Source organism: Bradyrhizobium sp. ORS 111, assembly GCF_045571485.1.
Taxonomy (GTDB): domain Bacteria; phylum Pseudomonadota; class Alphaproteobacteria; order Rhizobiales; family Xanthobacteraceae; genus Bradyrhizobium.
Genome location: NZ_CP120701.1, coordinates 7,866,514 through 7,887,152 on the forward strand (window position 1 = coordinate 7,866,514; position 20,639 = coordinate 7,887,152).

The 20,639-nt window shown below is 64.6% G+C and carries 20 protein-coding genes; 13 read left to right on the forward strand and 7 right to left on the reverse strand.

Going from position 1 to position 20,639, the window contains the following annotated elements:
• Positions 1-4 precede the first annotated feature (4 nt).
• The 4 genes from grxC to P6U30_RS36335 are packed head-to-tail and all read left to right on the forward strand — an operon-like array spanning position 5 to position 2,056.
• Positions 5-277: a glutaredoxin 3 gene (gene grxC, locus P6U30_RS36320; RefSeq protein ID WP_407167446.1), complete on the forward strand. Its 273-nt coding sequence runs from the start codon at positions 5-7 to the stop codon at positions 275-277.
• Positions 277-1,155: a carbon-nitrogen hydrolase family protein gene (locus P6U30_RS36325; RefSeq protein ID WP_407149257.1), complete on the forward strand. Its 879-nt coding sequence runs from the start codon at positions 277-279 to the stop codon at positions 1,153-1,155. Before grxC ends, P6U30_RS36325 begins: the two co-directional genes overlap by 1 nt.
• Positions 1,152-1,631 (forward strand): DUF1178 family protein, encoded by a 480-nt coding sequence (locus tag P6U30_RS36330; protein WP_407167447.1) that lies wholly within the window; start codon positions 1,152-1,154, stop codon positions 1,629-1,631. Before P6U30_RS36325 ends, P6U30_RS36330 begins: the two co-directional genes overlap by 4 nt.
• Complete coding sequence (locus P6U30_RS36335; protein WP_407167448.1) at positions 1,628-2,056, forward strand: EamA family transporter; 429 nt, start codon at positions 1,628-1,630, stop codon at positions 2,054-2,056. Before P6U30_RS36330 ends, P6U30_RS36335 begins: the two co-directional genes overlap by 4 nt.
• Positions 2,057-2,293: 237 nt before the next feature.
• Here P6U30_RS36335 and P6U30_RS36340 read toward each other — a convergent pair whose 3' ends face one another.
• The 4 genes from P6U30_RS36340 to P6U30_RS36355 all read right to left on the reverse strand — a co-directional run bounded on the left by P6U30_RS36340 (position 2,294) and on the right by P6U30_RS36355 (position 5,757).
• Positions 2,294-3,193, reverse strand: coding sequence for an EamA family transporter (locus tag P6U30_RS36340; protein WP_407167449.1), 900 nt, complete (start codon positions 3,191-3,193; stop codon positions 2,294-2,296).
• A gap of 629 nt (positions 3,194-3,822) precedes the next feature.
• The gene (locus P6U30_RS36345) at positions 3,823-4,104 is read right to left on the reverse strand and encodes a GIY-YIG nuclease family protein (RefSeq protein WP_407167450.1); all 282 of its coding nucleotides are present in this window, start codon (positions 4,102-4,104) and stop codon (positions 3,823-3,825) included.
• A gap of 414 nt (positions 4,105-4,518) precedes the next feature.
• Positions 4,519-5,277 (reverse strand): bifunctional 2-polyprenyl-6-hydroxyphenol methylase/3-demethylubiquinol 3-O-methyltransferase UbiG, encoded by a 759-nt coding sequence (gene ubiG / locus P6U30_RS36350; protein ID WP_407167451.1) that lies wholly within the window; start codon positions 5,275-5,277, stop codon positions 4,519-4,521.
• A 12-nt stretch (positions 5,278-5,289) separates the two neighbouring features.
• Entirely contained in the window at positions 5,290-5,757 is a 468-nt protein-coding gene (locus tag P6U30_RS36355) for a PH domain-containing protein (RefSeq protein ID WP_407167452.1), read from the reverse strand.
• A gap of 177 nt (positions 5,758-5,934) precedes the next feature.
• On the opposite strand from P6U30_RS36355, the gene P6U30_RS36360 reads away from it, so the two are divergent.
• The 3 genes from P6U30_RS36360 (at position 5,935) to prfA (ending at position 11,026) form a co-directional block, all read left to right on the forward strand.
• A complete protein-coding gene (locus tag P6U30_RS36360; protein WP_407149264.1) occupies positions 5,935-7,191 on the forward strand; it encodes an aspartate kinase in 1,257 nt (418 codons plus the stop codon).
• A 430-nt stretch (positions 7,192-7,621) separates the two neighbouring features.
• On the forward strand, positions 7,622-9,889 hold the full coding sequence (gene ptsP, locus P6U30_RS36365; RefSeq protein ID WP_407167453.1) for a phosphoenolpyruvate--protein phosphotransferase: 2,268 nt from the start codon (positions 7,622-7,624) through the stop codon (positions 9,887-9,889).
• A 57-nt stretch (positions 9,890-9,946) separates the two neighbouring features.
• Positions 9,947-11,026 carry a peptide chain release factor 1 gene (gene prfA / locus P6U30_RS36370; protein WP_407167454.1) on the forward strand — a complete coding sequence of 360 codons (1,080 nt, stop codon included), beginning with the start codon at positions 9,947-9,949 and terminating at the stop codon, positions 11,024-11,026.
• A 297-nt stretch (positions 11,027-11,323) separates the two neighbouring features.
• Here the strand turns inward: prfA and P6U30_RS36375 are convergent, their stop codons facing one another.
• Positions 11,324-11,794 (reverse strand): MarR family winged helix-turn-helix transcriptional regulator, encoded by a 471-nt coding sequence (locus P6U30_RS36375; protein ID WP_407167455.1) that lies wholly within the window; start codon positions 11,792-11,794, stop codon positions 11,324-11,326.
• 135 nt (positions 11,795-11,929) lie between these two features.
• A complete protein-coding gene (locus P6U30_RS36380) occupies positions 11,930-12,334 on the reverse strand; it encodes a hypothetical protein (RefSeq protein WP_407167456.1) in 405 nt (134 codons plus the stop codon).
• 301 nt (positions 12,335-12,635) lie between these two features.
• Between P6U30_RS36380 and P6U30_RS36385 the strand changes: the two genes are divergently transcribed.
• The 4 genes from P6U30_RS36385 to P6U30_RS36400 all read left to right on the forward strand — a co-directional run bounded on the left by P6U30_RS36385 (position 12,636) and on the right by P6U30_RS36400 (position 17,533).
• On the forward strand, positions 12,636-13,991 hold the full coding sequence (locus P6U30_RS36385; protein ID WP_407167457.1) for a substrate-binding protein: 1,356 nt from the start codon (positions 12,636-12,638) through the stop codon (positions 13,989-13,991).
• A gap of 113 nt (positions 13,992-14,104) precedes the next feature.
• Positions 14,105-14,980, forward strand: coding sequence for a branched-chain amino acid ABC transporter permease (locus P6U30_RS36390; RefSeq protein WP_407149270.1), 876 nt, complete (start codon positions 14,105-14,107; stop codon positions 14,978-14,980).
• Positions 14,981-14,993: 13 nt separating this feature from the next.
• On the forward strand, positions 14,994-16,838 hold the full coding sequence (locus P6U30_RS36395) for an ABC transporter permease subunit (RefSeq protein WP_407167458.1): 1,845 nt from the start codon (positions 14,994-14,996) through the stop codon (positions 16,836-16,838).
• The gene (locus tag P6U30_RS36400) at positions 16,835-17,533 is read left to right on the forward strand and encodes an ABC transporter ATP-binding protein (RefSeq protein ID WP_407149272.1); all 699 of its coding nucleotides are present in this window, start codon (positions 16,835-16,837) and stop codon (positions 17,531-17,533) included. The genes P6U30_RS36395 and P6U30_RS36400 overlap by 4 nt, the downstream gene beginning before the upstream one ends.
• Positions 17,534-18,017: 484 nt before the next feature.
• On the opposite strand, the gene P6U30_RS36405 is transcribed toward P6U30_RS36400, so the two are convergent.
• Positions 18,018-18,443 carry an HIT family protein gene (locus P6U30_RS36405; protein ID WP_407167459.1) on the reverse strand — a complete coding sequence of 142 codons (426 nt, stop codon included), beginning with the start codon at positions 18,441-18,443 and terminating at the stop codon, positions 18,018-18,020.
• 105 nt (positions 18,444-18,548) lie between these two features.
• Here P6U30_RS36405 and prmC point away from each other — a divergent pair, with 105 nt between their 5' ends.
• Both prmC and P6U30_RS36415 read left to right on the forward strand, forming a co-directional pair.
• Positions 18,549-19,439 carry a peptide chain release factor N(5)-glutamine methyltransferase gene (prmC, locus tag P6U30_RS36410; RefSeq protein WP_407167460.1) on the forward strand — a complete coding sequence of 297 codons (891 nt, stop codon included), beginning with the start codon at positions 18,549-18,551 and terminating at the stop codon, positions 19,437-19,439.
• Positions 19,440-19,881: 442 nt separating this feature from the next.
• Positions 19,882-20,598 carry a DUF4167 domain-containing protein gene (locus tag P6U30_RS36415; RefSeq protein ID WP_407167461.1) on the forward strand — a complete coding sequence of 239 codons (717 nt, stop codon included), beginning with the start codon at positions 19,882-19,884 and terminating at the stop codon, positions 20,596-20,598.
• The last annotated feature ends 41 nt before the right edge of the window (positions 20,599-20,639 follow it).

Consider the following 20,639-nt stretch of genomic DNA (forward strand, 5'->3'; position numbering starts at 1 on the left):
CACCATGACCGCTGCCATTGAAATCTACACCCGCCCGGGCTGCGGTTACTGCACCGCGGCCAAATCGCTTTTGACGCGCAAGAACGCCGCCTTCACCGAATTCAACATCGCCAGCAACCCGGCCTACCGCGACGAGATGTACGGCCGTGCCGGCGCAGGTTCGACCTTTCCGCAGATCTTCATCGGCAAGACCCATGTCGGCGGCTGCGACGAACTTTATGCGCTCGACCGCGAGGGCAGGCTCGACGGCCTGTTGGCCAACGGAGGTGGCGCCTGATGAGCACGGACAACATTTTCACCGCCGCGATGGTGCAGATGCGCACCGGCCTGTTGCCGGAGCCGAGCCTCGAGCAGGGCACCCGGCTGATCCGCGAGGCCGCGGCACAGGGCGCCGATTATGTGCTGACGCCCGAAGTCAGCAACATGATGCAGCTCAACCGCAAGGCGCTGTTCGAGCATTTGGCGAGCGAAGAAGACGACAAGTCGCTGCAGGCCTATCGCGCGCTCGCCGCCGAGCTGAAGATCCATCTGCATATCGGTTCGCTGGCGCTGCGCTACTCGCCCGAGAAGGCGGTGAACCGCTCGTTCCTGATCGGGCCCGAGGGCAATGTGCTCGCGAGCTACGACAAGATCCATATGTTCGATATCGATCTGCCCGGCGGCGAGAGCTATCGCGAATCGGCCAACTACCAGCCGGGCGAGACCGCCGTGATCTCGGACCTGCCGTGGGGCCGGATCGGGCTGACGATCTGCTACGACGTGCGCTTCCCGGCGCTGTATCGCGCGCTGGCCGAAGCCGGCGCCTCGTTCCTCACCGTGCCCTCCGCCTTCACCCGCAAGACCGGCGAAGCGCACTGGCACACCCTGCTGCGCGCACGCGCCATCGAGACCGGCTGCTTCGTGTTCGCAGCCGCCCAGGCCGGCCTGCACGAGAACAAGCGCGAGACCTTCGGGCATTCGTTGATCATCGATCCCTGGGGCGAGATCCTCGCCGAGGGCGGCGTCGAGCCGGGCGTATTCCTCGCCACCATCGATCCGGCCAAGGTGGAGACGGCACGCAAGAACATTCCGTCGTTGCAGCACGGCCGGCGCTTCGGCATCGCCGACCCCAAGGCCGGTCCGGAGCATCTGCACCTCGTCCGGGGCTCGGCATGATCCGCTACAACCTGCGCTGCGAGCGTGGCCACGAGTTCGAGAGCTGGTTTCACAGTTCGTCAGCGTATGAATCGCAGGAGCGGCGGCACCTGATCAACTGCCCGTCTTGCGGCTCGGCCAAGGTCGAGCGCGCGATCATGGCGCCGCAGATCATCAGCAAGAAGGGCCGCGAGACCGCCGCCCCCGCACCTGCCGAGGCTTCGGCGCCGGCGGAGACGGCGGCCACCACATCGACGTCGCTGATGATGGCGCATGAGCGCGAGCTGCGCGCCAAGCTGAAAGAATTGCGCGACCACATCGTGAACAATGCCGACAATGTCGGCGACCGCTTCCCCAACGAGGCGCGCAAGATGCACTACGGCGATATCGAGCATCGGCCGATCTATGGCGAGGCATCGCCCGAGGAGGCGCGCGCGCTGATCGACGAGGGCGTCGAGGTCTCCCCGCTGCCGACGCTGCCGGAAGACAGGAATTGACATCAACCTGGCAGGTCTGGGCGTTCCTCTCGGCGGTGTTCGCCGCGCTGACCGCGATCTTCGCCAAGGTCGGCGTCGAGGGCATCAACTCCGATCTCGCCACCCTGATCCGCACCGTGATCGTGCTGGTCACGTTGTCGGCGATCCTGTTCGCGACCGGGCAATTCACTCATCCCGGACCGATCTCGGGCAAGAGCTGGCTGTTCCTGCTGCTCTCCGGGCTCGGCACCGGGGCATCGTGGCTGTGCTATTTCCGCGCGCTCAAGCTCGGCCCCGCGACGCTGGTCGCGCCGATCGACAAGCTGAGCGTGGTGCTGGTGGCGCTGTTCGGCGTCGTCTTCCTCGGCGAACGCCCCTCGCTCTATGGCTGGATCGGCATTGCGCTGATCTCGGCCGGAGCCGTGCTGATCGCGACAAAGGGTTGATTTCAGAACCGCGCCTCTAAAGCGCGATGAGATCGGATTGAATCGACTCGCGGCGACTTCTGTCCACCTCTCCCCGACGGGGAGAGGTCGGATTGCATCGTCAGATGCAATCCGGGTGAGGGCCCTTGCGCTCTCGATAGACCGTAACCCCTCACCCGATTTGCTGCGCAAATCGACCTCTCCCAAGGGAGAGGTGACCTCCGCCGCTGTTTCAGATCAAGCTAATCCCATCATGCTCTAAGCGGCAACCAGCATCGCAACCCCGATCACGATCAGGACGATGCCGGCGAGCTCGCGCAGCGAGAACGGCTGCTTGAGCGAAACATACGCCACGCCCTGCGCGAACAGCACCTCGATCAAGGCCAGCGTGCGCACATTGGCGGCGGCCGTGAGCGCGAAGGCCAGGAACCAGAATTGCGAGGAGAACGCGCCCATGAAGCCCGCGAACATCGAGGGCCGCCACAGGCCGAGGATTTTCCTAAGCACGTCCGGAGCACGCAGCAGCAGATAGACCGACAGGATCAGTGTCTGGACGAACAGGCTCCACATCAGCGTATAGGACGCCGCCGTCACGAAGGAGACGCCTGATACCGTGATGATCGCGCCGCGGAAGCTCACCGCCGAGATCGCAAACACGGCCGCCGCGCCGAGGCCGAGCACGGTCGGGCGCAGATTGGCAAAGCTCTTCTGGCCGCCGGGCCGCAGCGCGGTGATGACGACGCCGATGGTCGCGATCACGATCGCGATCACCTTGGCCGCCGTGAGCTGGTCACCGAGGAAGATGAAACCGAAGATCGCAGTCTGGATCGCCTCGGTCTTCATGTAGGCCGTGGTCACCACGAAGGAGCGGTCGTTCATCGCCAGCAGCATGAAGCCGGTGCCGACGATCTGGCTCAGCGCGCCGAGCACCAGCCACGGCCAGAACGGCGGCGCCGGCCACGGCACGCGATCACCGGTCGCGACGGCGGCGAGCGCGAAGAACACCACCGAAAACGGCAGCCCGAACAGGAAACGGATGTTGGTCGCGCCCCAAGTCCCGAGCGGCCCCGTCAAGTGCCGCTGCATCGCATTGCGCGCCACCTGCCCGAACGCGGCAACGATGGTGAAGGGAATCCAGAGCGAGGTGATCGTGAACATGCGCGATGAGAGGATCGAGCCAGTGAGACTGTGCGCACACCGTGCCGATTGCGGCTGACGCGGTCAAACCGAGTCCGTGCATGACTGGATTGCGGTGGCGCCACAAATTCGATGTCGTTCCTGCGAAAGCAGGGACCCATAACCACAGGGTGCAGTTTGGGGTGCGATGGGCGGACGCGACCTATACGATCGTCAGCTTCAAAACGAGGTTGCGAGTGATGGGAACGCTGACCTCGTCCGACCAGTTGGGCCGGTGGCTATGGGTCCCTGCTTTCGCAGGGACGACACCGGCCGAATGGCGATACCGTCTCACATCTCCGCCAGTTACGCCACAAACTCCGCGTCGCCCCTGCGAAAGCAGGGGCCCATAACCACAGGGCGTAGTTTGGGGCCACGACGGGAGGACGCGATCCATACGATCGTCTGCTTCAAAACGAGGTCGCGACTGACGGGACCGCTGACCTCGTCCGATCAGTTGGGCCGGTGGCTATGGGTCCCTGCTTTCGCAGGGACGACACCGGCCGAATGGCGATACCGTCTCACATCTTCACCAGTCGCTCCACAAGCTCCGCGTCGCCCCTGCGGAAGCAGGGGCCCATAACCACAGGGTGCAGTTTGGGGCACACCAGTCAGACAAGCAGATCACTCAGATCCCGCCACTCCGGATTGTCGCGCTCGATCAGCTCGATCTTCCAGTCGCGCTTCCATTTTTTGAGCTGCTTCTCGCGCGTGATAGCCTCCTCCGCGCGCTGATATGTTTCCACGCGTACCAGGCGATAGACGCCATACCTCTTGACGAACGACGAGCCTATGCCTGCCTTGTGCTGCTCAAGCCGTTTCTGAACCGAATTCGTTACGCCGATATACAGCGTGCCATAGCGCCGGCTTGCGAGGATGTAGACGTAATACATTGCTCGGAACGAAGACCTCGCCCAACAATATAGGCCGGTGGCTATGGGTCCCTGCTTTCGCAGGGACGACACCGGCCGAATGGCGATACCGTCTCACATCTCCGCCAGTTGCGTCACAAACTCCGCGTCGCCCCTGCGGAAGCAGGGGCCCATAACCACAGGGTGCAGTTTGGGGTGCGATGGGCGGACGCGACCTATACGATCGTCTGTTTCAAAACGAGGTCGCGAGCGATGGCACCGCTGACTTCGTCCGACCAGTCGAGCCGGTGGCTATGGATCCCTGCTTTCGCAGGGACGACACCGACCGAATGGCAACACCGTCTCACATCTCCACCAGTCGCGCCACAAACTCCGCGTCGCCGCTGCGGAAGCAGGGACGACACCGGTTGTGCGGCCTAGGCTGGAGAGCCAGCCTCACACTTCCTCCGCCACCACCATGTAGTTCACGTCCATGTCGGACGAGATGCTCCATTTGTCGGCGAGCGGATTGTAGACCACGCCGGCCTGCTCGGTGACGGTGAGGCCGTTGTCGCCGAGATAGCGCTCGAGCTCGGCGGGGGTGACGAACTTGCTCCAATCGTGGGTGCCGCGCGGCAGCCAGCGCAGCACGTATTCGGCGCCGACGATCGCGAGCGCGAAGCTCTTCCAGTTGCGGTTGAGCGTCGAGACCACCATCAGCCCGCCGGGCTTCAGCATCGCGGTGCAACGCTTCAGGAAGGCGCCGACATCGGTGACATGCTCGATCACCTCCATCGCCAGCACGATGTCGAAGCGCTCGCGCGCGTCCATCTCCTCCACGGTGGTGCAGCGGTAATCGATCGACAGATGTCCCTTGTCGGCATGCAGCTTCGCCGCTGATATGTTGGTGGCGGAGGGATCGATGCCGATCACCTGCGCGCCGAGCCGCGTGAACGGCTCGCACAACAGCCCGGCGCCGCAGCCGATATCGAGCAAGCGCAACCCCGACAAGCAGCTCAGGCTTTTGACGTTGCGCTCGAACTTGCGGCACGCCGCGTCGCGGATATAGGCCAGGCGCAGCGGATTGATCTTGTGCAGCGGCGCCATCTTGCCGTGCGGATCCCACCATTCGTCCGACAGCTTCGAGAATTTCGCGATCTCGGCCGGATCGACCGAGCTGGCGGCGGATGAGGAAAGACTTGTCTGCATGGCCATGGTTGCGCGCCCCTATCGCGCGGTGATCGAACTGCGGAACGCCAGCGGCGAGGCGATGGTCTTGATGGTCTCGACGCCCTCGCCGACGCCGCGGATGGTCACGTCGCCATAGTTGAGGATCCGTCCCAGGATGCTCTGGTTGACGTCGACGCTCTCGACCTTGTCGAGGCTCATCTCGAACGTGCGGCGCTTGATGAAGCCGGTTTTGTGCACGACGCGGAAATTGGTGACATCGGTTTCCGTGGTCCAGCGGTGGAACCAGGCCGCGGCGGTCCAGTACAGCGCCGCGACGGCAACCACGGCTGCCGCCGCCAGGCACAGCATGACCAGACCGTCCACGGTTGTCATGCGCGACAGGATCGCAAGCACGAGTGCCACGATCCAGGCGACGATGGCCGGCCAATAAAAGATCCAGTGCGCATTGGTCGAATACAGCACCTTTTCGCCCGGCTGCAGGATTTGGTCGATGTAACGTCCCATCCGATCCGCCTTCGAGTCACCCCTGCGCCACTACCCGCCCGCAACCAGCCGAACCAGCCCCAGGAACCGGCTTGCCCCCGGGCGCGTCGGTATGTATACGCGCCTTTCGGTCCCCGCGCTTGCGGTTTTGGGCGCGGGTTACCCCACTTATCCTCTTAAAGGAATAGACGCGTCGTCATGGGCCGCCTCGTGATGAAATTCGGCGGTACGTCCGTCGCCAACATCGATCGAATCCGCAACGTCGCGCTGCACGTGAAGCGCGAGGTCGACGCAGGCCATGAGGTCGCCGTCGTCGTCTCGGCGATGTCCGGCAAGACCAACGAGCTGGTCGCCTGGTGCAGCGACGCCTCCCCGATGCACGATGCGCGCGAATATGACGCGGTGGTCGCCTCGGGCGAACAGGTCACCTCCGGGCTGCTTGCGATCGTGCTGCAGGGCCTCGGCATCCAGGCGCGCTCCTGGCAGGGCTGGCAGATCCCGATCAAGACCTCGGACGCGCACGCATCGGCCCGCATCGTCGATATCAACGGCAGCGAGATCATCAGCCGCTTCAAGGAGCGCAAGGAGGTCGCCGTGATCGCCGGCTTCCAGGGCATCAACGAGCAGACCGGCCGCATCACCACGCTGGGCCGCGGCGGCTCGGACACCTCGGCGGTGGCGATCGCGGCCGCGCTGCGTGCCGACCGCTGCGATATCTACACCGATGTCGACGGCGTCTACACCACCGATCCGCGAGTGGTGCCGAAGGCGCGCCGGCTCGACCGGATCGCATTCGAGGACATGCTGGAACTGGCCTCGCAGGGCGCCAAGGTGCTGCAGGTCCGCTCGGTGGAACTCGGCATGGTGCACAACATGCCGATCTTCGTCCGCTCCAGCTTCGACAAACCCGAGGATATCGACCCCTACGCCAACCAGCCGCCGGGCACGCTGATCTGCAGCGAGGAGGAAATCATGGAAATGCACGTCGTCACCGGCATCGCCTTCACGAAGGACGAAGCCCAGATTTCCGTGCGCCAGGTCGAGGACAAGCCCGGAGTGGCGGCTGCGATCTTCGGGCCGCTCGCGGATGCCAACATCAACGTCGACATGATCGTGCAGAACGTGTCGGAGGACGGCAAGACCACCGATCTCACCTTCACCGTTCCGGCCGTCGACTACAATCGCGCCAGGGATACCATTACCGCAGCCAAGGCGAAGATCGGCTACGCGCGTCTCGACGCCGAAACCGACGTCGCCAAGGTCTCGGTCATCGGGAGCGGCATGCGCAGCCATGCCGGTGTCGCGGCGAAGGCCTTCAAGGCGCTCGCCGACCGCAACATCAACATCCGCGCCATCACCACATCCGAGATCAAGTTCTCGGTGCTGATCGACGCCGCCTACACCGAACTCGCGGTGCGCACCCTGCACACGCTGTACGGGCTCGATCAGGCGTAGGCGCGACCGGCGCGCCAGGTAACAGGCGGGCTCTTCGCTGTCGTTCCGGGGCGATGCGCTAGCATCGAACCCGGAATCCCGAGGTTCCGGGTTTGCCGCTTCGCGACGCCCCGGAACGACGACACGGAGCACTAGCCGTGCTTCCCGCGCCGCATCTCGGAGTTAGAATTTCTCTTAGCGGTCGCAGCATTGGGCTGACGCAGACGTTATTTGCTACTGGCAGGCGTTTTGCTTGGCAAAGCAAGCCTCGATTGGCTATACGGCCAGTCAGGTGGGCTGCCGCAAACTGTGCCACAGTTTTGGCTATCCCGATTCGGCGGGAGCCGGCGCTTGCGGCGACGCCGAATGAATAAAATTGTTGGTTTTGACGAATTTTGCGCCAGCGGCCGGCGATCCCGCTCGCTGGCTTCGTGGGGAGGGCTTGAAGCATATGCGGAGCGCGTCGGGAGGTCCCCGCGTCCTGTTGAGACGGCTCCGCGAAACCATGGCGGAGCAAGTCTCCGCACAGGAACGCCTCGACAAGATCGTGGTGCTGATCGCGGCCAACATGGTGGCCGAGGTCTGCTCCTGCTACGTGCTGCGCGTCGACAACACGCTCGAGCTCTATGCCACCGAAGGTCTGAATCGCGACGCCGTGCACCGCACCGTGCTCAGCGCCCATGAGGGCCTGGTCGGTCTCGTTGCCAGCGAAGCGACGCCGCTGAACCTCTCCGACGCGCAGAGCCATCCCGCCTTCTCCTACCGCCCGGAGACCGGCGAAGAGATCTACCACTCGTTCCTCGGCGTGCCGATCCTGCGCGCCGGCAACACGCTCGGCGTGCTGGTGGTGCAGAATCGCGCCAAACGTACCTATGTCGAGGAAGAGGTCGAGGCGCTGCAGACCACCGCCATGGTGCTCGCGGAGATGATCGCCTCCGGCGAGCTCGCCTCGCTCGCGCAGCCTGGCCTTGAACCGGCGGCGCGGCACTCGCTCCACAAGACCGGCGCGGTGCTCTCCGACGGCATCGCGCTCGGCCATGTAGTGCTGCACGAGCCGCGCGTCGTCATCACGAATTACATTGCCGAGGACCTGCCGAAGGAGATCAAGCGGCTCGACGCGGCGCTGGCCAAGCTGCGCACCGATCTCGACCACCTGCTGGAGCGCGGCGACGTCGCCGAAGGCGGCGAGCATCGCGAGGTGCTGGAAGCCTACCGCATGTTCGCCAACGATCAGGGCTGGTCGCACAAGCTGCATGAAGCGGTGGCCACCGGCCTGACCGCGGAGGCCGCCGTCGAGCGCGTCCAGTCGGATACCCGCGCGCGCATGCTGCGCTCGACCGATCCATATTTGCGCGACCGCCTGCACGACCTCGAGGATCTCGGCCACCGCCTGATGCGGCAATTGGTCGGGCAGGATCACGCGCCGTCGCGCGAGCAGCTCCCCGACAATGCCATCCTGATCGCGCGCGCGATGGGCCCCGCCGCACTGCTCGACTATGACCGCAAGCGGCTGCGCGGCCTCGTGCTGGAAGAGGGCACCGCGAATTCCCATGTCTCGATCGTGGCGCGTGCGCTCGGCATCCCCGCGGTCGGCGAGGTGCCGAACGCACCCGGCATCGCCGATCCGGGCGACGCCATCATTGTCGACGGCATCTCGGGCGAGATCTATGTCCGCCCCTCGACCGAGATCGAATCCGCTTACGCCGAACGCGTGCGTTTCCGCGCGCGGCGGCAGGCGCAATATTCGGCGCTGCGCGACAAGCCCTGCGTGACCAGGGACGGCCAGAGGATCGAGCTTCTGATCAATGCCGGCCTGACCATCGACCTGCCGCATATCGACGACACCGGCAGCGCCGGCATCGGGCTGTTCCGCACCGAACTGCAGTTCATGGTGAGCCCGACCCTGCCGCGCTCGACCGACCAGCTCGCGCTCTACCGCACCGTGCTCGATGCCGCAGGCGCAAAGCCCGTCACCTTCCGCACGCTCGACATCGGCGGCGACAAGGCGCTGCCCTATATGGAGACGGTGATCGAGGAAAATCCCGCGCTCGGCTGGCGTGCGATCCGGCTCGGCCTCGACCGGCCGGGCCTGCTGCGCGGCCAGATTCGCGCGCTGCTGCGCGCCGGCGGCGGCCGCGCGCTGAAGATCATGTTCCCGATGATCTCCGACGTCGCCGAGTTCGACCAGGCCAAGGCGATCGTCGAGCGCGAGCTGACCTATCTGCGCCAGCACGGCCACTCGTTGCCCGAGCGCATCGATGTCGGCACCATGGTGGAGGTGCCGGCCCTGCTCTATCAGCTCGACGAGCTGCTGAAGCGGGTCGATTTCGTCTCGGTCGGATCGAACGATCTGTTCCAGTTCCTGTTCGCGGTCGACCGCGGCAACGCCAAGGTTTCGGAGCGCTTCGACATCCTGTCGGCGCCGATCCTGCGCGCGCTGCGCGACATCGTGCGCAAGGCCAAGGCGACGAGGAAAGCCGCCTCGCTGTGCGGCGAGATGGCGTCGAAGCCGATCGGCGCGCTGGCGCTGATCGCGCTTGGCTACCGTTCTCTTTCATTGTCTGCAACTGCGCACGGCCCGGTGAAGGCGATGATCCTCGACCTCGACGCCCAAAAGGCCGAGGCGATGATCAATCCGCTGCTCGATGCGCCGTCCGGCAGCGTATCGATCCGCGAGGCGCTGACGAAGTTTGCCGAAGCCGAGGGGCTGGCCTTGTAGCGACGCTGCCGTCGTCTGCACCCAGCTCCCGTCATCAGCAATTTCCGAGAACCGCCCATGCTACCCGAAGCCAAACTCGACATCCTGCTCGCCCACCACGCCTCGCTCGAGGCCGAGTTGTTGGGCCAGGTGAACTCGGATCGCTACGTCGCGATCACGCGCGAATTGTCCGAGCTCAATCCGCTGATCGATGCGGTGAAGGCCTACCGCAATGCGCGCACCGAGCTTGCCGGCGCCGAGGCGCTGCTGGCGGATGCCACCGTTGATCCCGAGATGCGCAGCATGGCGGAAGCCGAGCTGGAAACGCTGCAGGCCCGCATCGGCGAGCTCGAGCAGAAGATCCGCATCGCGTTGCTGCCCAAGGACGCCATGGATGACCGCAACGTGATGCTGGAAATCCGCGCCGGCACCGGCGGCGACGAGGCCTCGCTGTTCGCCGGCGACCTGTTCCGGATGTACGAGCGCTTCGCGGCCTTGCAGGGCTGGAAGGTCGAGGTGATCTCGGCGAGCGAAGGCACCGTCGGCGGCTACAAGGAAATCATCGCCGAAGTGCAGGGCCGCGGTGCCTTCGCCAAGCTCAAATTCGAGTCCGGCGTGCATCGCGTGCAGCGCGTGCCCGACACCGAGACGCAGGGCCGCATCCACACCTCGGCCGCCACCGTTGCCGTATTGCCCGAGGTCGAGGACGTCGACGTCGACATCAAGAACGAGGATCTGCGGATCGAGACCATGCGCGCGCAGGGCGCGGGCGGCCAGCACGTCAACAAGACCGAATCGGCGATCCGCATCACCCACATCCCGACCGGCATCGTGGTGATGATGCAGGACAGCCGCTCGCAGCACAAAAACCGGGCCTCGGCGATGAACATCCTGCGCTCGCGCATCTATGATGCCGAGCGCCAGCGTGTCGAGGCCGCGCGCTCGGCCGACCGCAAGGAGAAGGTCGGCTCCGGCGACCGCTCTGAGCGCATCCGCACCTATAACTTTCCGCAGGGCCGGGTCACCGACCACCGCATCAATCTGACGCTCTACAAGCTGCCGCAGGTCATCTCCGGCGAGGCGCTCGGCGAACTGATCGACGCACTGACGACGGAGCACCAGGCCGCGCAGCTCGCGGCACAGGGCGCGACTGCGTAACTAAAGCGCGATAAATTTAGATCGAATCGGTTTAGCCAAGCGTTCGGTTCACCTCTCCCCAGCGGGGAGAGGTCGATTTGCGGAAGCAAATCGGGTGAGGGGCCGCGGCGCTAACGAGAGACCGTAATCCCTCACCCGGCGCTTCGCCATAGCCGAAGCAGCGCTTCGGCGTTCTCTTAAGGACGGCCGCCGAAGGCGGCCTATGCCTCTCCCAAGGGAGAGGTGAAGCACCGCCGCCGCTCCAGCTCAACCTAATCTCGCTTTTGGCGCCCGCCGGCCGGCCGAATGCGGCGCCGTTCACGGCTCGCTGGGCGGTGGCGATGACTTCAGCAAGCGGTGCAGCGCCGGGCTCGCGGCACGCCGAAGCTCCTCGACATTCTTCTTCGAGAGCGCCTGCAGCTTCTGCTCGCCTTTCTTCGTCAGCTTGAGTTGGACGCGCCTGGCGTCCACGGGATCGGCAACCCTGCTGATCAGCCCGAGCTTCGCCATGCGATTCATCAGCTCGACGGCGGAGTGGTGCCGAATCATGAGGAACCGCGCGATATCGCCGACGGTCGCGGGGCCGGGATGGACAAAGCCCTTGATGCCAAGCAGCGCCTGATGTTGCTGCGGGGTCAGCCCGGCCTTGCGCGCCGCATTCTCACTGAACGCCAGAAACGACCGTAGCCGGTATCGGAACCTCGCCAGTGCGTCGTAATCGACCGTTCCGGCCGCCGCGCCGCGCTTGGTGGTGTCGGATGGTGCGCGTCGCTGCTTTGTTGGAGGCATTCAGTCATCCCTGTGCTGGCTCGGACCGCCGCGATGGCGGTAACGGGATGACGCTAGCAAGCCGAAGCGGAACAAACCATCCCGCGCGCTGTCGCAGCTTTACATTTTCAACGACTTAGCCGCCGGCCCCCGCCATCAAGGCGATGGCCACTGATCGTAGCTCGAGCTCAGGATCTTCAGCAGCACGATCTGGAACGCGACCGGAATGCGCGGGCTCCTGCGACGGATCGATTTCTCCAGCGCCTCGGTGATCTCACTCCGGGTCAGACGTCCAGCCGATGCCCGCTCGATCAGGTCGCCCCACACTTCCGACAGCGACTTGCCGGCGTGATGCGGCAATGGAATCGAGATGCCGCGCGCCTCAGCCCAATCGACGATCTCGCGCGTCGTTTGCGGCCCGCAATTGCGCGCGGTCGCAAGATGCCGGGCCGTCAGTCCGCGGAGCAGATCGTGCGGCGGCTCCCAACCCGCCTTCGGCGGCACGTCGCCGGTGAGTTCAACTGCCAATTCCTTCAAAACGTTGAGCGCGCGGACACTCAAACCGCACGGCTCCGACGCAGTGCTCGGGCCTGCCGCACCGCCGCCGTCTGGACCTTCCCTCCGATCCGAAGTTTCTTCGTTCATGCCTCCTCATTACAGGACCGGACGCTGATTGGTAAATGCTCGATATATCGTGGACCGACATAGTTCGACGAAAGTGACATTGACTAAATATGCTGGAGGACAATGCTAGGCTAGACGGGCTGCGCAAGCGCAGCCGGCGCATCTCGCCGCGGGTCACCTGATCCGGCGACGGGTGATTATGCGCGCCGATAATCATGTGTTTGGAGGATATTGAACGATGAGCACCAAGGAGTTTCGGCCGGGCAGAGGACTGAACGTATCGCGTCGTACCCTGCTGCAAGCCGGCGCGGGCTTGATCGGCGGCACGGTGCTTCCGGCTTCTCTTAGCGCACCGGCATTGGCCGAGGATCACCCGGCGATCGGGACCTATCCCGCCGGCTCATCCGGTTCTTCGGTCTTCATCGGAATCTCGGTGCCGCGCACCGGCACCTACGCGGTTCAGGGCGAGGACGAGCTCAAGGGCTATCAGCTCGCGATCGAGCACATCAACAGCGGGCACGAGCTGATCAAGAAGATCTCGCCGAAGACCACCAAGGGTGTGCTCGGCAAGGAATTGAAGTTCGGCGTGGCCGATTCCGCGGCGAAACCGAATGAAGCCGTGCAGGCGCAGCAGCGCTTCATCACCGAGAACAAGGCGGTGATGATCACCGGCGGCACCTCCAGCGCGGTTGCGGTGGCGCTCAACAAGCTGGCGCAGCGCGAGAAGGTGATCTTCGTCTGCGGCATCTCCGGCTCGAACGACACCACCGGCAAGGATTGCGTGCGTTACGGCTTCCGCCAGAATTTCTTCGGTCAGACCGCCGCGGCCGCGATCGCGCCGGTGCTGATCAAGCAGTTCGGCAAGAACAAGAAGGCCGCCTACCTGACGCCGGACTATACCTACGGCCACACCGTCACCAAGTCGATGCAGGACCACCTCGCCCAGGCGGGCTGGACCACCACCACCAACCAGGTGTCGCCGCTCGGCGCGCCCGACTACTCGTCATATCTGCTCAACGTCGCGAACTCCGGCGCGGACGTGCTGATCAACGTCAACTGGGGCCATGACGCCGTGCTGTCGACGCAGCAGGCCAAGCAGTTCGGCGTGCTCGACAAGATGAAGCTCGTGGTGCCCTACCAGGTGCCGTTCATCGCCCGCGAGACCGGCGGCCTGATGCAGGGCGTCTATGCCGCGACCGACTACTGGTGGACGATCGAAGACAAATATCCGCTGGCCAAGATGTTCAACGACGCCTTCGACAAGAAGTACGGCTACAAGCCGGAATGGGGCGCGGAGAACGCCTATGTCAGCTTCGCGCACTGGGCCCGCATGGTCGAGGAGGCCGGCAGCTTCTATCCGCCCGACGTGATCAAGGCCTATGAGAAGGGCGAGACCCTCCCGTCGCTGGTCGGCGACGTCCATTATCGCCCGGAAGATCATCAGTGCGTCCGCCCGGTCATCATCGTCCGGGGCAAGATGGAAAAGGACATGAAGAACAAGGAGGACTACTACGAGGTCATCGAGATCGTCCCCGGCGACGAGTTGATGCAGAAGCCGGACGCATTCGGCTGCCATCTCGGCGACTATACCTGATTGAGCGTGGGAACCAGGGCGCCGTGGGCGGAGTTACTCGCCCGCGGCGCCGTTTTGTGTCGGAATGCTTGCGACGGCACACATCCATCGAGCAGGCCATGTGAAGTGTCGCCATGATCAATTGGCCGAATTTCGTCTCGCAACTGTTCAACGGCCTCGCGCTCGGCGCGCTGCTGGCGCTGATCAGCTCCGGACTGACCATCATCTACGGCACCCTCGGGGTGCTCAATCTCGCGCACGGCGCGATGTTCATGATCGGCGGTTACGCCGGGTATGTGGCCTATACCTACACGGGCTCGTTCGTGCTCGCGGTCGTCGCGGGATCGCTGTTCGTGATGCTGCTCGGCGTGGTGATGGAGCGCGTCATCATCCGCCACTTCTATCACCGTCCGCATGAAGACCAGCTTCTGGTCACGTTCGGCCTCGGCATCTGCTTCGTCGAGATCGTGCGGCTGATCTTCACCAGCCAGTCGCAGGTGGTGCCGCCGCCGGCGGCGCTGCAAGGCATCACCTCGCTCGGCTTCCTGTTCTACCCCACCTATCGCCTCGCCGTCGTCGGCATCGTCGCGGTGGCGCTCGGCGGGCTGTTCCTGGTCCTCTACCGCACGCGGCTCGGGATGATCGTGCGCGCCGGCATCGAGGATTCGGTGATGGTCGATTCGCTCGGCATCAATGTCTATCGCGTCTTCATGATCGTGTTCGGCATCGGCGCGATGGCCGCGGGCTTTGCCGGCATCATCAATGCGCCGGTGGTCTCGCTCACGCCGGGCGTCGGCGACGACATTTTGGTGGAAACCTTCGTGGTGGTGGTGATCGGCGGCGTCGGCTCGTTTCCCGGCGCGATCCTCGGCGGCCTGATCGCCGGCGAGATCATCAGCATCACCTCGATGTTCAACCCCGGTTACGCCTACGTCATGCTGTTCGCGGCGATGACGCTCGTGCTCGTGCTGCGACCGCACGGCCTGCTCGGCACGCAGGGCCGCGAATGACGACGGATCAACAATGCTGAAACAGCGCCCCTTCCTGATCGAGACCCTGACGGCCATCGGCCTGATCGCCGCGCCTTTCCTGCTACCGCTGCTGGGATTTGCGCCCAACACCGTGAACCGGATCCTGGTCTGGGGCCTGTTCGGCCTCGGCTTCGACATCCTGTTCGGCTTCACCGGCCTGCTGTCGTTCGGCCAATCGGCATTCTACGGCACCGGCGGCTTCGTCGCGGCGTATCTGTTGACCCAGGCCGGCTTCCCGAACGTCGTGCTGGCGCTGATCATCGGCATGATCGCGGCTGCCGCCACCGGCTATCTGATCGGCCTGATCGCGTTGCGCCGCACCGGCATCTATTTCGCCATGATCACCGTCGCGATCGCGGAGGTGTTCTTCTTCGTCGAATTCAATCCGCTGTCGGACTTCACCGGCGGTGAGAATGGATTGCCGGGCGTGCCGACCCCGAGCTTCAATCTCGGCTTCACTACGCTGCACTTCACCACCGGCTGGTCGCTCTACCAGTTCCTGGCGCTGTGCTATTTCATCGGCGTCGTGATCGCGCTGCGCATCGTGCGCTCGCCGGTCGGCGCCATCTTCAGCGCCATCCGAGACAACCCGTTGCGGGCGACAGCGGTCGGCCACAACATTCACGGCTACAAGCTGACCGCCTTCGTGATCGCCGCCGCCTATGCCGGATTTGCCGGCGGCCTGCTCGGCGTGCTGCAGGCCTTCATGCCGCCCGACGCCTTCACTTTCGATACCTCGGGCCAGCTCGTGATGCAGACGGCGATCGGCGGTCGCGGCACGCTGTTCGGACCGCTGGTCGGCGCGGCCGTCTGGCTGTCGCTGCAGGATTTCCTGCAGGCCGCACTCGGGCTCGGCGCCGCCTGGAAGCTCGTGCTCGGCATCGTCTTCGTGCTGCTGGTCTGCTTCCTGCGCCGCGGCATCGTCGGCGGCCTCGTGGATCTCTACCAGCTCCTGACCGGACAACGCCGCAAGACGGCGCCGGATGAAAGCGAGCCGCAGGAAGTCAGCCCCGCCCGGCAGATCGCCGCCGCACCGATGCCGGCCCGGCAGCGCGCCGCAGCCGATCCCTCCGGCCCGATCCTGCAGGCCAAGGGCCTGACCAAGCGCTATGGCGGACTGATCGCCAACAGCAACATCGACTTCACTGTCAACCATGGCGAGCTGCGCGGCATCATCGGCCCGAACGGCGCCGGCAAGTCGACCTTCTTCAAGATGCTGACCTGCGAGGTTCATCCGACCTCGGGCACCATCCTGTTTGAGGGCCGCGACATCACCGGAATGAACGTCACTGACGTCTGCCAGCTCGGCCTGACCAAGAGCTACCAGGTCAATCAATTGTTCGCCGGGCTGACCGTGCGCGAGAACCTGGTGATCGCGGCGCTGTCGGCACTGCGCGGCAAGTTCCGACTCGACATGTTCCGCAGCGTCGACAGCATTCCCGGCCTGGCCGAGCAGGTGCAGCACACGCTCGAGCTGGTCAATCTCGCTGCGCGGCCGGACACACCGGTGTCGGAGCTCGCCTATGGCGAAAAGCGGCGGCTCGAGATCGGACTGGCGCTGGCGACCTCGCCGAGCCTGCTGCTGCTCGACGAACCGCTGGCCGGCATGAGCCCGCGCGAGCGCGTCGAGACCGTGAAGCTCTTGAAGTCGATCAGCCAGGGCCGGACGATGATCATCATCGACCACGACATGGACGCGCTGTTCGAGCTCGCCGAACGCGTGACCGTGCTGCAGGAGGGCCGCGTCCTGGTCGAAGGGACGCCCGAAGAGATCAAGAACAACTCGACCGTCCAGGAGGCCTATCTCGGCGGCGTGCATGGAGAGCTCGCCGCATGAGCCTGCTCGAGGTCAACGGACTGAACAGCTATTACGGGGATTCGCATATCCTGTTCGACGTCTCGCTGCGCGTCGAGCGCAACGAGGTGGTGGCGCTGCTCGGCCGCAACGGCGCCGGCAAGAGCACGACGCTGAAGAGCTTGATGGGCGTGGTGACGCCGCGCAGCGGCTCGGTGATGTTCGACGGCACCGAGGTCGCCGGCAGGAAGAGCCACCGGATTGCGCAGGCCGGCATGCAGCTCGTCCATGAAGAACGCCGCATCTTCGGCAGCCTCAGCGTCGAGGAGAATCTCGTCATCGCCGGGCTGACCGCCTCGCAGCGCTGGCCGCTCGATCGCATCTACGAGATGTTTCCGCGGCTCAGGGAGCGGCGGGGCAATCGCGGCACCGACCTGTCGGGCGGCGAGCAGCAGATGCTGGCGATTGCGCGCGCGCTGGTGCGCGATCCGAAGATCATCCTGCTCGACGAGCCGTTCGAAGGCCTGGCGCCGGTCATCGTGCGCGACCTGATGAAGGCATGCCGCGACCTTGCCGAGGCCGGGCAGACCATCGTGCTGGTGGAGCAGAACCTCGCCGCAACGCTCGCACTCGCTGAGCGCATCTACATCATCAACAATGGACATATCGTCCACGAGGGGCCGGCGCAGGAGATCAAGGCACAACCCGACGTGCTGCAGCGCTATCTCGGGGTTTAAAGCCTGATGAGGTTAGGTTGAGCTGGAACGGCGTCCAAAGTTCACCTCTCCCTTGGGAGCAGGGCAATCGCATATGACTTCCGCGGAGGTTGTCCGCGGGCTCCCTTCGCCTCTCCCGCTTGCGGGGGAGGCCGACGCGCGCGCAGCGCGCGGCGGGTGGGGGCTCTTTCCACGAGATGATTCGGGGAGAGAACCCCCACCCCAACCCTCCCCCGCAAGCGGGAGAGGGAGCCGACTACCGATGCCGCCGCAACTCGAATCTCATATGCGATTGCCCTGCCCTTGGGAGAGGTCGAGTTGCGCAGCAAATCGGGTGAGGGCTTACGGTCTATCGAGGGAGCAAGAGCCCTCACCCGGATTGCACTGCACGATGCTTCGCATCGCCAGGCGCAATCCGACCTCTCCCCAACGGGGAGAGGTGAACCGAGACCGCGCCAAGCCGATTCAACCAAAACTCATCCCGCTTTAGTCCATACAGCCGAGCTCAGCTTCCGAGCGCTGCGATCATCCGCCGGGCATGATCGGCGAGCACGTCCATGTCTTCCTTGCGGGTCTGCGGCGGCAGCAGCGCCACGCCATCCTTGACCGGCATCACGTGCATATGCAGGTGAAACACCACCTGGCCGCTGGCGGGTTCGCTGAATTGCTGGATGATGATGCCGTCCGCCTGGAAGGCTTTCATCGCGGCGATCGCGATCCGCTTCGATGACCGGGCGACCTCGGCAAGGTCATCTTCCGCCACATCGAGAATTCCGCGCGCTCGTGCTTTCGGAAGCACCAGCGTATGCCCAGGCGAGCGCGGCATGATGTCGAGGAAGGCAAAGGTCCGGTCGGTTTCATAGACCTTGAAGCTCGGGATTTCGCCGCGAAGGATCTTGGCGAAGATGTTCTGGTCGTCATAGGGCGTCATGAGCGTCGCTTCCGGATCATCACATTCAAAGGCCGACCGTGCGCGTCGTCGGCGCGCCGCGCAAGTGATATCGACGCCGCACCGGCCATCAGCTAACAACGCGCGATGAGCCAACCTTCCGACAATCGCGGCCGGACCGTCGAGACCATCAGGCGTATGCTTGCCGCGCGCCTCAGGGCCGCCGGCATCGACACGCCCGAACTCGAGGCGCGCCTGCTGGTCGGCGCCGCGCTCGGCCTCGATCTGACCGGTATCGTCACGGCAGCGGGCCGCGCGATCACAGAAGGCGAATCGGGTCGCCTCGAAGCCTTCGTGCAACGCCGCCTCGCCGGCGAACCAGTCGCGCGTATTCTCGGCACCAAGGAATTTTGGGGGCTGCCGCTGCATCTCTCCGCCGCGACGCTGGTGCCGCGTCCCGACACCGAGACCGTGGTCGAGCGCGCGCTCGAACTGCTGCGCACCGACGGCGCGACCGACCGCGCGCTGCGGATTGCGGATCTCGGCACCGGTTCCGGCGCGATCCTGCTCGCGCTGCTCTCGGAGCTGCCAAACGCACGCGGCTTCGGAACCGACATCTCGACTGAGGCGCTGCAGACGGCGAGCCGGAACGCCGCGGAGCTCGGACTTGCGGATCGCGCAAGCTGGATTATTTGCAACTACGGCAGTGGCCTCACAGGCACGTTCGACTTGATCGTGTCCAACCCGCCCTACATCCGCACATCCGACATCGCAGGTCTCGCCACCGAAGTGCGCGACCATGATCCGCATGCGGCGCTTGATGGCGGGGCGGACGGACTCGATGCCTACCGCGCACTGATTTCGCAATCCGTGGGTCTTCTGGCATCAGGTGGCGTTCTGGTTGTGGAAGTCGGCCTCGGCCAGAGCGACGATGTTGAAGGTCTGATGACGGCATCGGGATTATCCCCAACAGGGCCGCCCCGGGCCGATCTCGGGGGCATCCCAAGGGCGGTTTCGGCCCGCCGGCTGCCCCGATAAAGTCCCATTGGAACGCGAAAAAACCTCTTGGAATATCCCCCGGGAACGACTACGTTCCGGGCACAACATCGGTGCTGGCCCCGTGACCTACGGGTGATGTCCAGGGTTCTCGAAGAGAATCCGCCGATTGAAAGGTTCCAAGAACGCAGGTCACATTGAGCGCAATAGCCGGGGCTGTGCCGCTCTCGACCGCCAAGCGAACGAAAGCCTGCTATTGCGCTTGAAGACTTACGCAAGAGAGCTGAGCCTGTCTCGACGGGCGGAATGATTTGGTCGCCGGCGAGGTCGTCGGCGGTTGGGGAACGCGTCTTTGCTGCACGCGATGGTCGGCAACATTGAAGCCAATTTCGAACGGTAGTGCGATTCCGTGCGCGTGCGCGCGCGCCGAATCGATTGAAGCAATGCACGGCAATAACTTCAGGGCTGGAATAAAAGGCGACAGATGAGAAACGGTCAGAATAACAAGCGGATGCGCAACCGGAACAACAACAATAACAACAATAATAACCGGCGCGGCCAGAATCCCCTGACACGGGTGTACGAATCGAACGGACCCGACATCAAGATCCGCGGCACCGCCTCCCACGTGGCCGAGAAATATGTCCAGCTTGCCCGCGATGCGCGCTCCTCGGGTGATCCCGTGGCCGCCGAGAACTACTACCAGCACGCCGAGCACTATTACCGGATCATCGCGGCCGCCCAGGAGCAATTCCGGCAGAATCAGCAGCAGCCGCGTCCCGACGCTGAAGTCGCGCTGCCCGACGACGGCGACGACGACGGCTATTCGAGCTTCGGCCAGGAGCCGGGGTTCGTGCCGCAGCCGCAGCAGCCCTATATGCGCGACAACGGCCAGCAACCCTACCAGCGCGACCAGCAGCAGCCGCGCGAACATCGTCCGCAGCCGCGCGAATATCAGCCGCAGCCGCAGAACCAGTCGCAGCCCGTGATGGCCGATCCCGGCGGCGTTGATCGCTTGCCCTCATTCATCACCGGAAGCCCGCAGCCGCCGGCCAACGGCGCCTATGAAGGCAATGGCGGCGGGGAACGCAGCGAGCGTGGCGAACGCTTCCCGCGCCGCCGCCGCCGGCCGCACGGTCCGCGTCCCGACATAGCCGCGCAGCCGGCGCCGAGCGAGGATGCCAATCCCGGCAACGAGTAACGCTTCGGATCAATCTTGCGAAAAGGGCGGGCGACGCTTAA

What these genes read in the sequence shown, in the direction of transcription:
- ubiG (WP_407167451.1), bottom strand. Translation starts at nt 5,277, where the DNA reads ATGGCCATGCAGACAAGTCTTTCCTCATCCGCCGCCAGCTCGGTCGAT.
- P6U30_RS36340 (WP_407167449.1), bottom strand. Translation starts at nt 3,193, where the DNA reads ATGTTCACGATCACCTCGCTCTGGATTCCCTTCACCATCGTTGCCGCG.
- P6U30_RS36385 (WP_407167457.1), top strand. Translation starts at nt 12,636, where the DNA reads ATGAGCACCAAGGAGTTTCGGCCGGGCAGAGGACTGAACGTATCGCGT.
- prmC (WP_407167460.1), top strand. Translation starts at nt 18,549, where the DNA reads ATGAGCCAACCTTCCGACAATCGCGGCCGGACCGTCGAGACCATCAGG.
- grxC (WP_407167446.1), top strand. Translation starts at nt 5, where the DNA reads ATGACCGCTGCCATTGAAATCTACACCCGCCCGGGCTGCGGTTACTGC.
- P6U30_RS36360 (WP_407149264.1), top strand. Translation starts at nt 5,935, where the DNA reads ATGGGCCGCCTCGTGATGAAATTCGGCGGTACGTCCGTCGCCAACATC.
- P6U30_RS36375 (WP_407167455.1), bottom strand. Translation starts at nt 11,794, where the DNA reads ATGCCTCCAACAAAGCAGCGACGCGCACCATCCGACACCACCAAGCGC.
- P6U30_RS36395 (WP_407167458.1), top strand. Translation starts at nt 14,994, where the DNA reads ATGCTGAAACAGCGCCCCTTCCTGATCGAGACCCTGACGGCCATCGGC.
- P6U30_RS36330 (WP_407167447.1), top strand. Translation starts at nt 1,152, where the DNA reads ATGATCCGCTACAACCTGCGCTGCGAGCGTGGCCACGAGTTCGAGAGC.
- P6U30_RS36345 (WP_407167450.1), bottom strand. Translation starts at nt 4,104, where the DNA reads ATGTATTACGTCTACATCCTCGCAAGCCGGCGCTATGGCACGCTGTAT.
- P6U30_RS36405 (WP_407167459.1), bottom strand. Translation starts at nt 18,443, where the DNA reads ATGACGCCCTATGACGACCAGAACATCTTCGCCAAGATCCTTCGCGGC.
- prfA (WP_407167454.1), top strand. Translation starts at nt 9,947, where the DNA reads ATGCTACCCGAAGCCAAACTCGACATCCTGCTCGCCCACCACGCCTCG.
- P6U30_RS36325 (WP_407149257.1), top strand. Translation starts at nt 277, where the DNA reads ATGAGCACGGACAACATTTTCACCGCCGCGATGGTGCAGATGCGCACC.
- P6U30_RS36390 (WP_407149270.1), top strand. Translation starts at nt 14,105, where the DNA reads ATGATCAATTGGCCGAATTTCGTCTCGCAACTGTTCAACGGCCTCGCG.
- ptsP (WP_407167453.1), top strand. Translation starts at nt 7,622, where the DNA reads ATGCGGAGCGCGTCGGGAGGTCCCCGCGTCCTGTTGAGACGGCTCCGC.
- P6U30_RS36415 (WP_407167461.1), top strand. Translation starts at nt 19,882, where the DNA reads ATGAGAAACGGTCAGAATAACAAGCGGATGCGCAACCGGAACAACAAC.
- P6U30_RS36355 (WP_407167452.1), bottom strand. Translation starts at nt 5,757, where the DNA reads ATGGGACGTTACATCGACCAAATCCTGCAGCCGGGCGAAAAGGTGCTG.
- P6U30_RS36400 (WP_407149272.1), top strand. Translation starts at nt 16,835, where the DNA reads ATGAGCCTGCTCGAGGTCAACGGACTGAACAGCTATTACGGGGATTCG.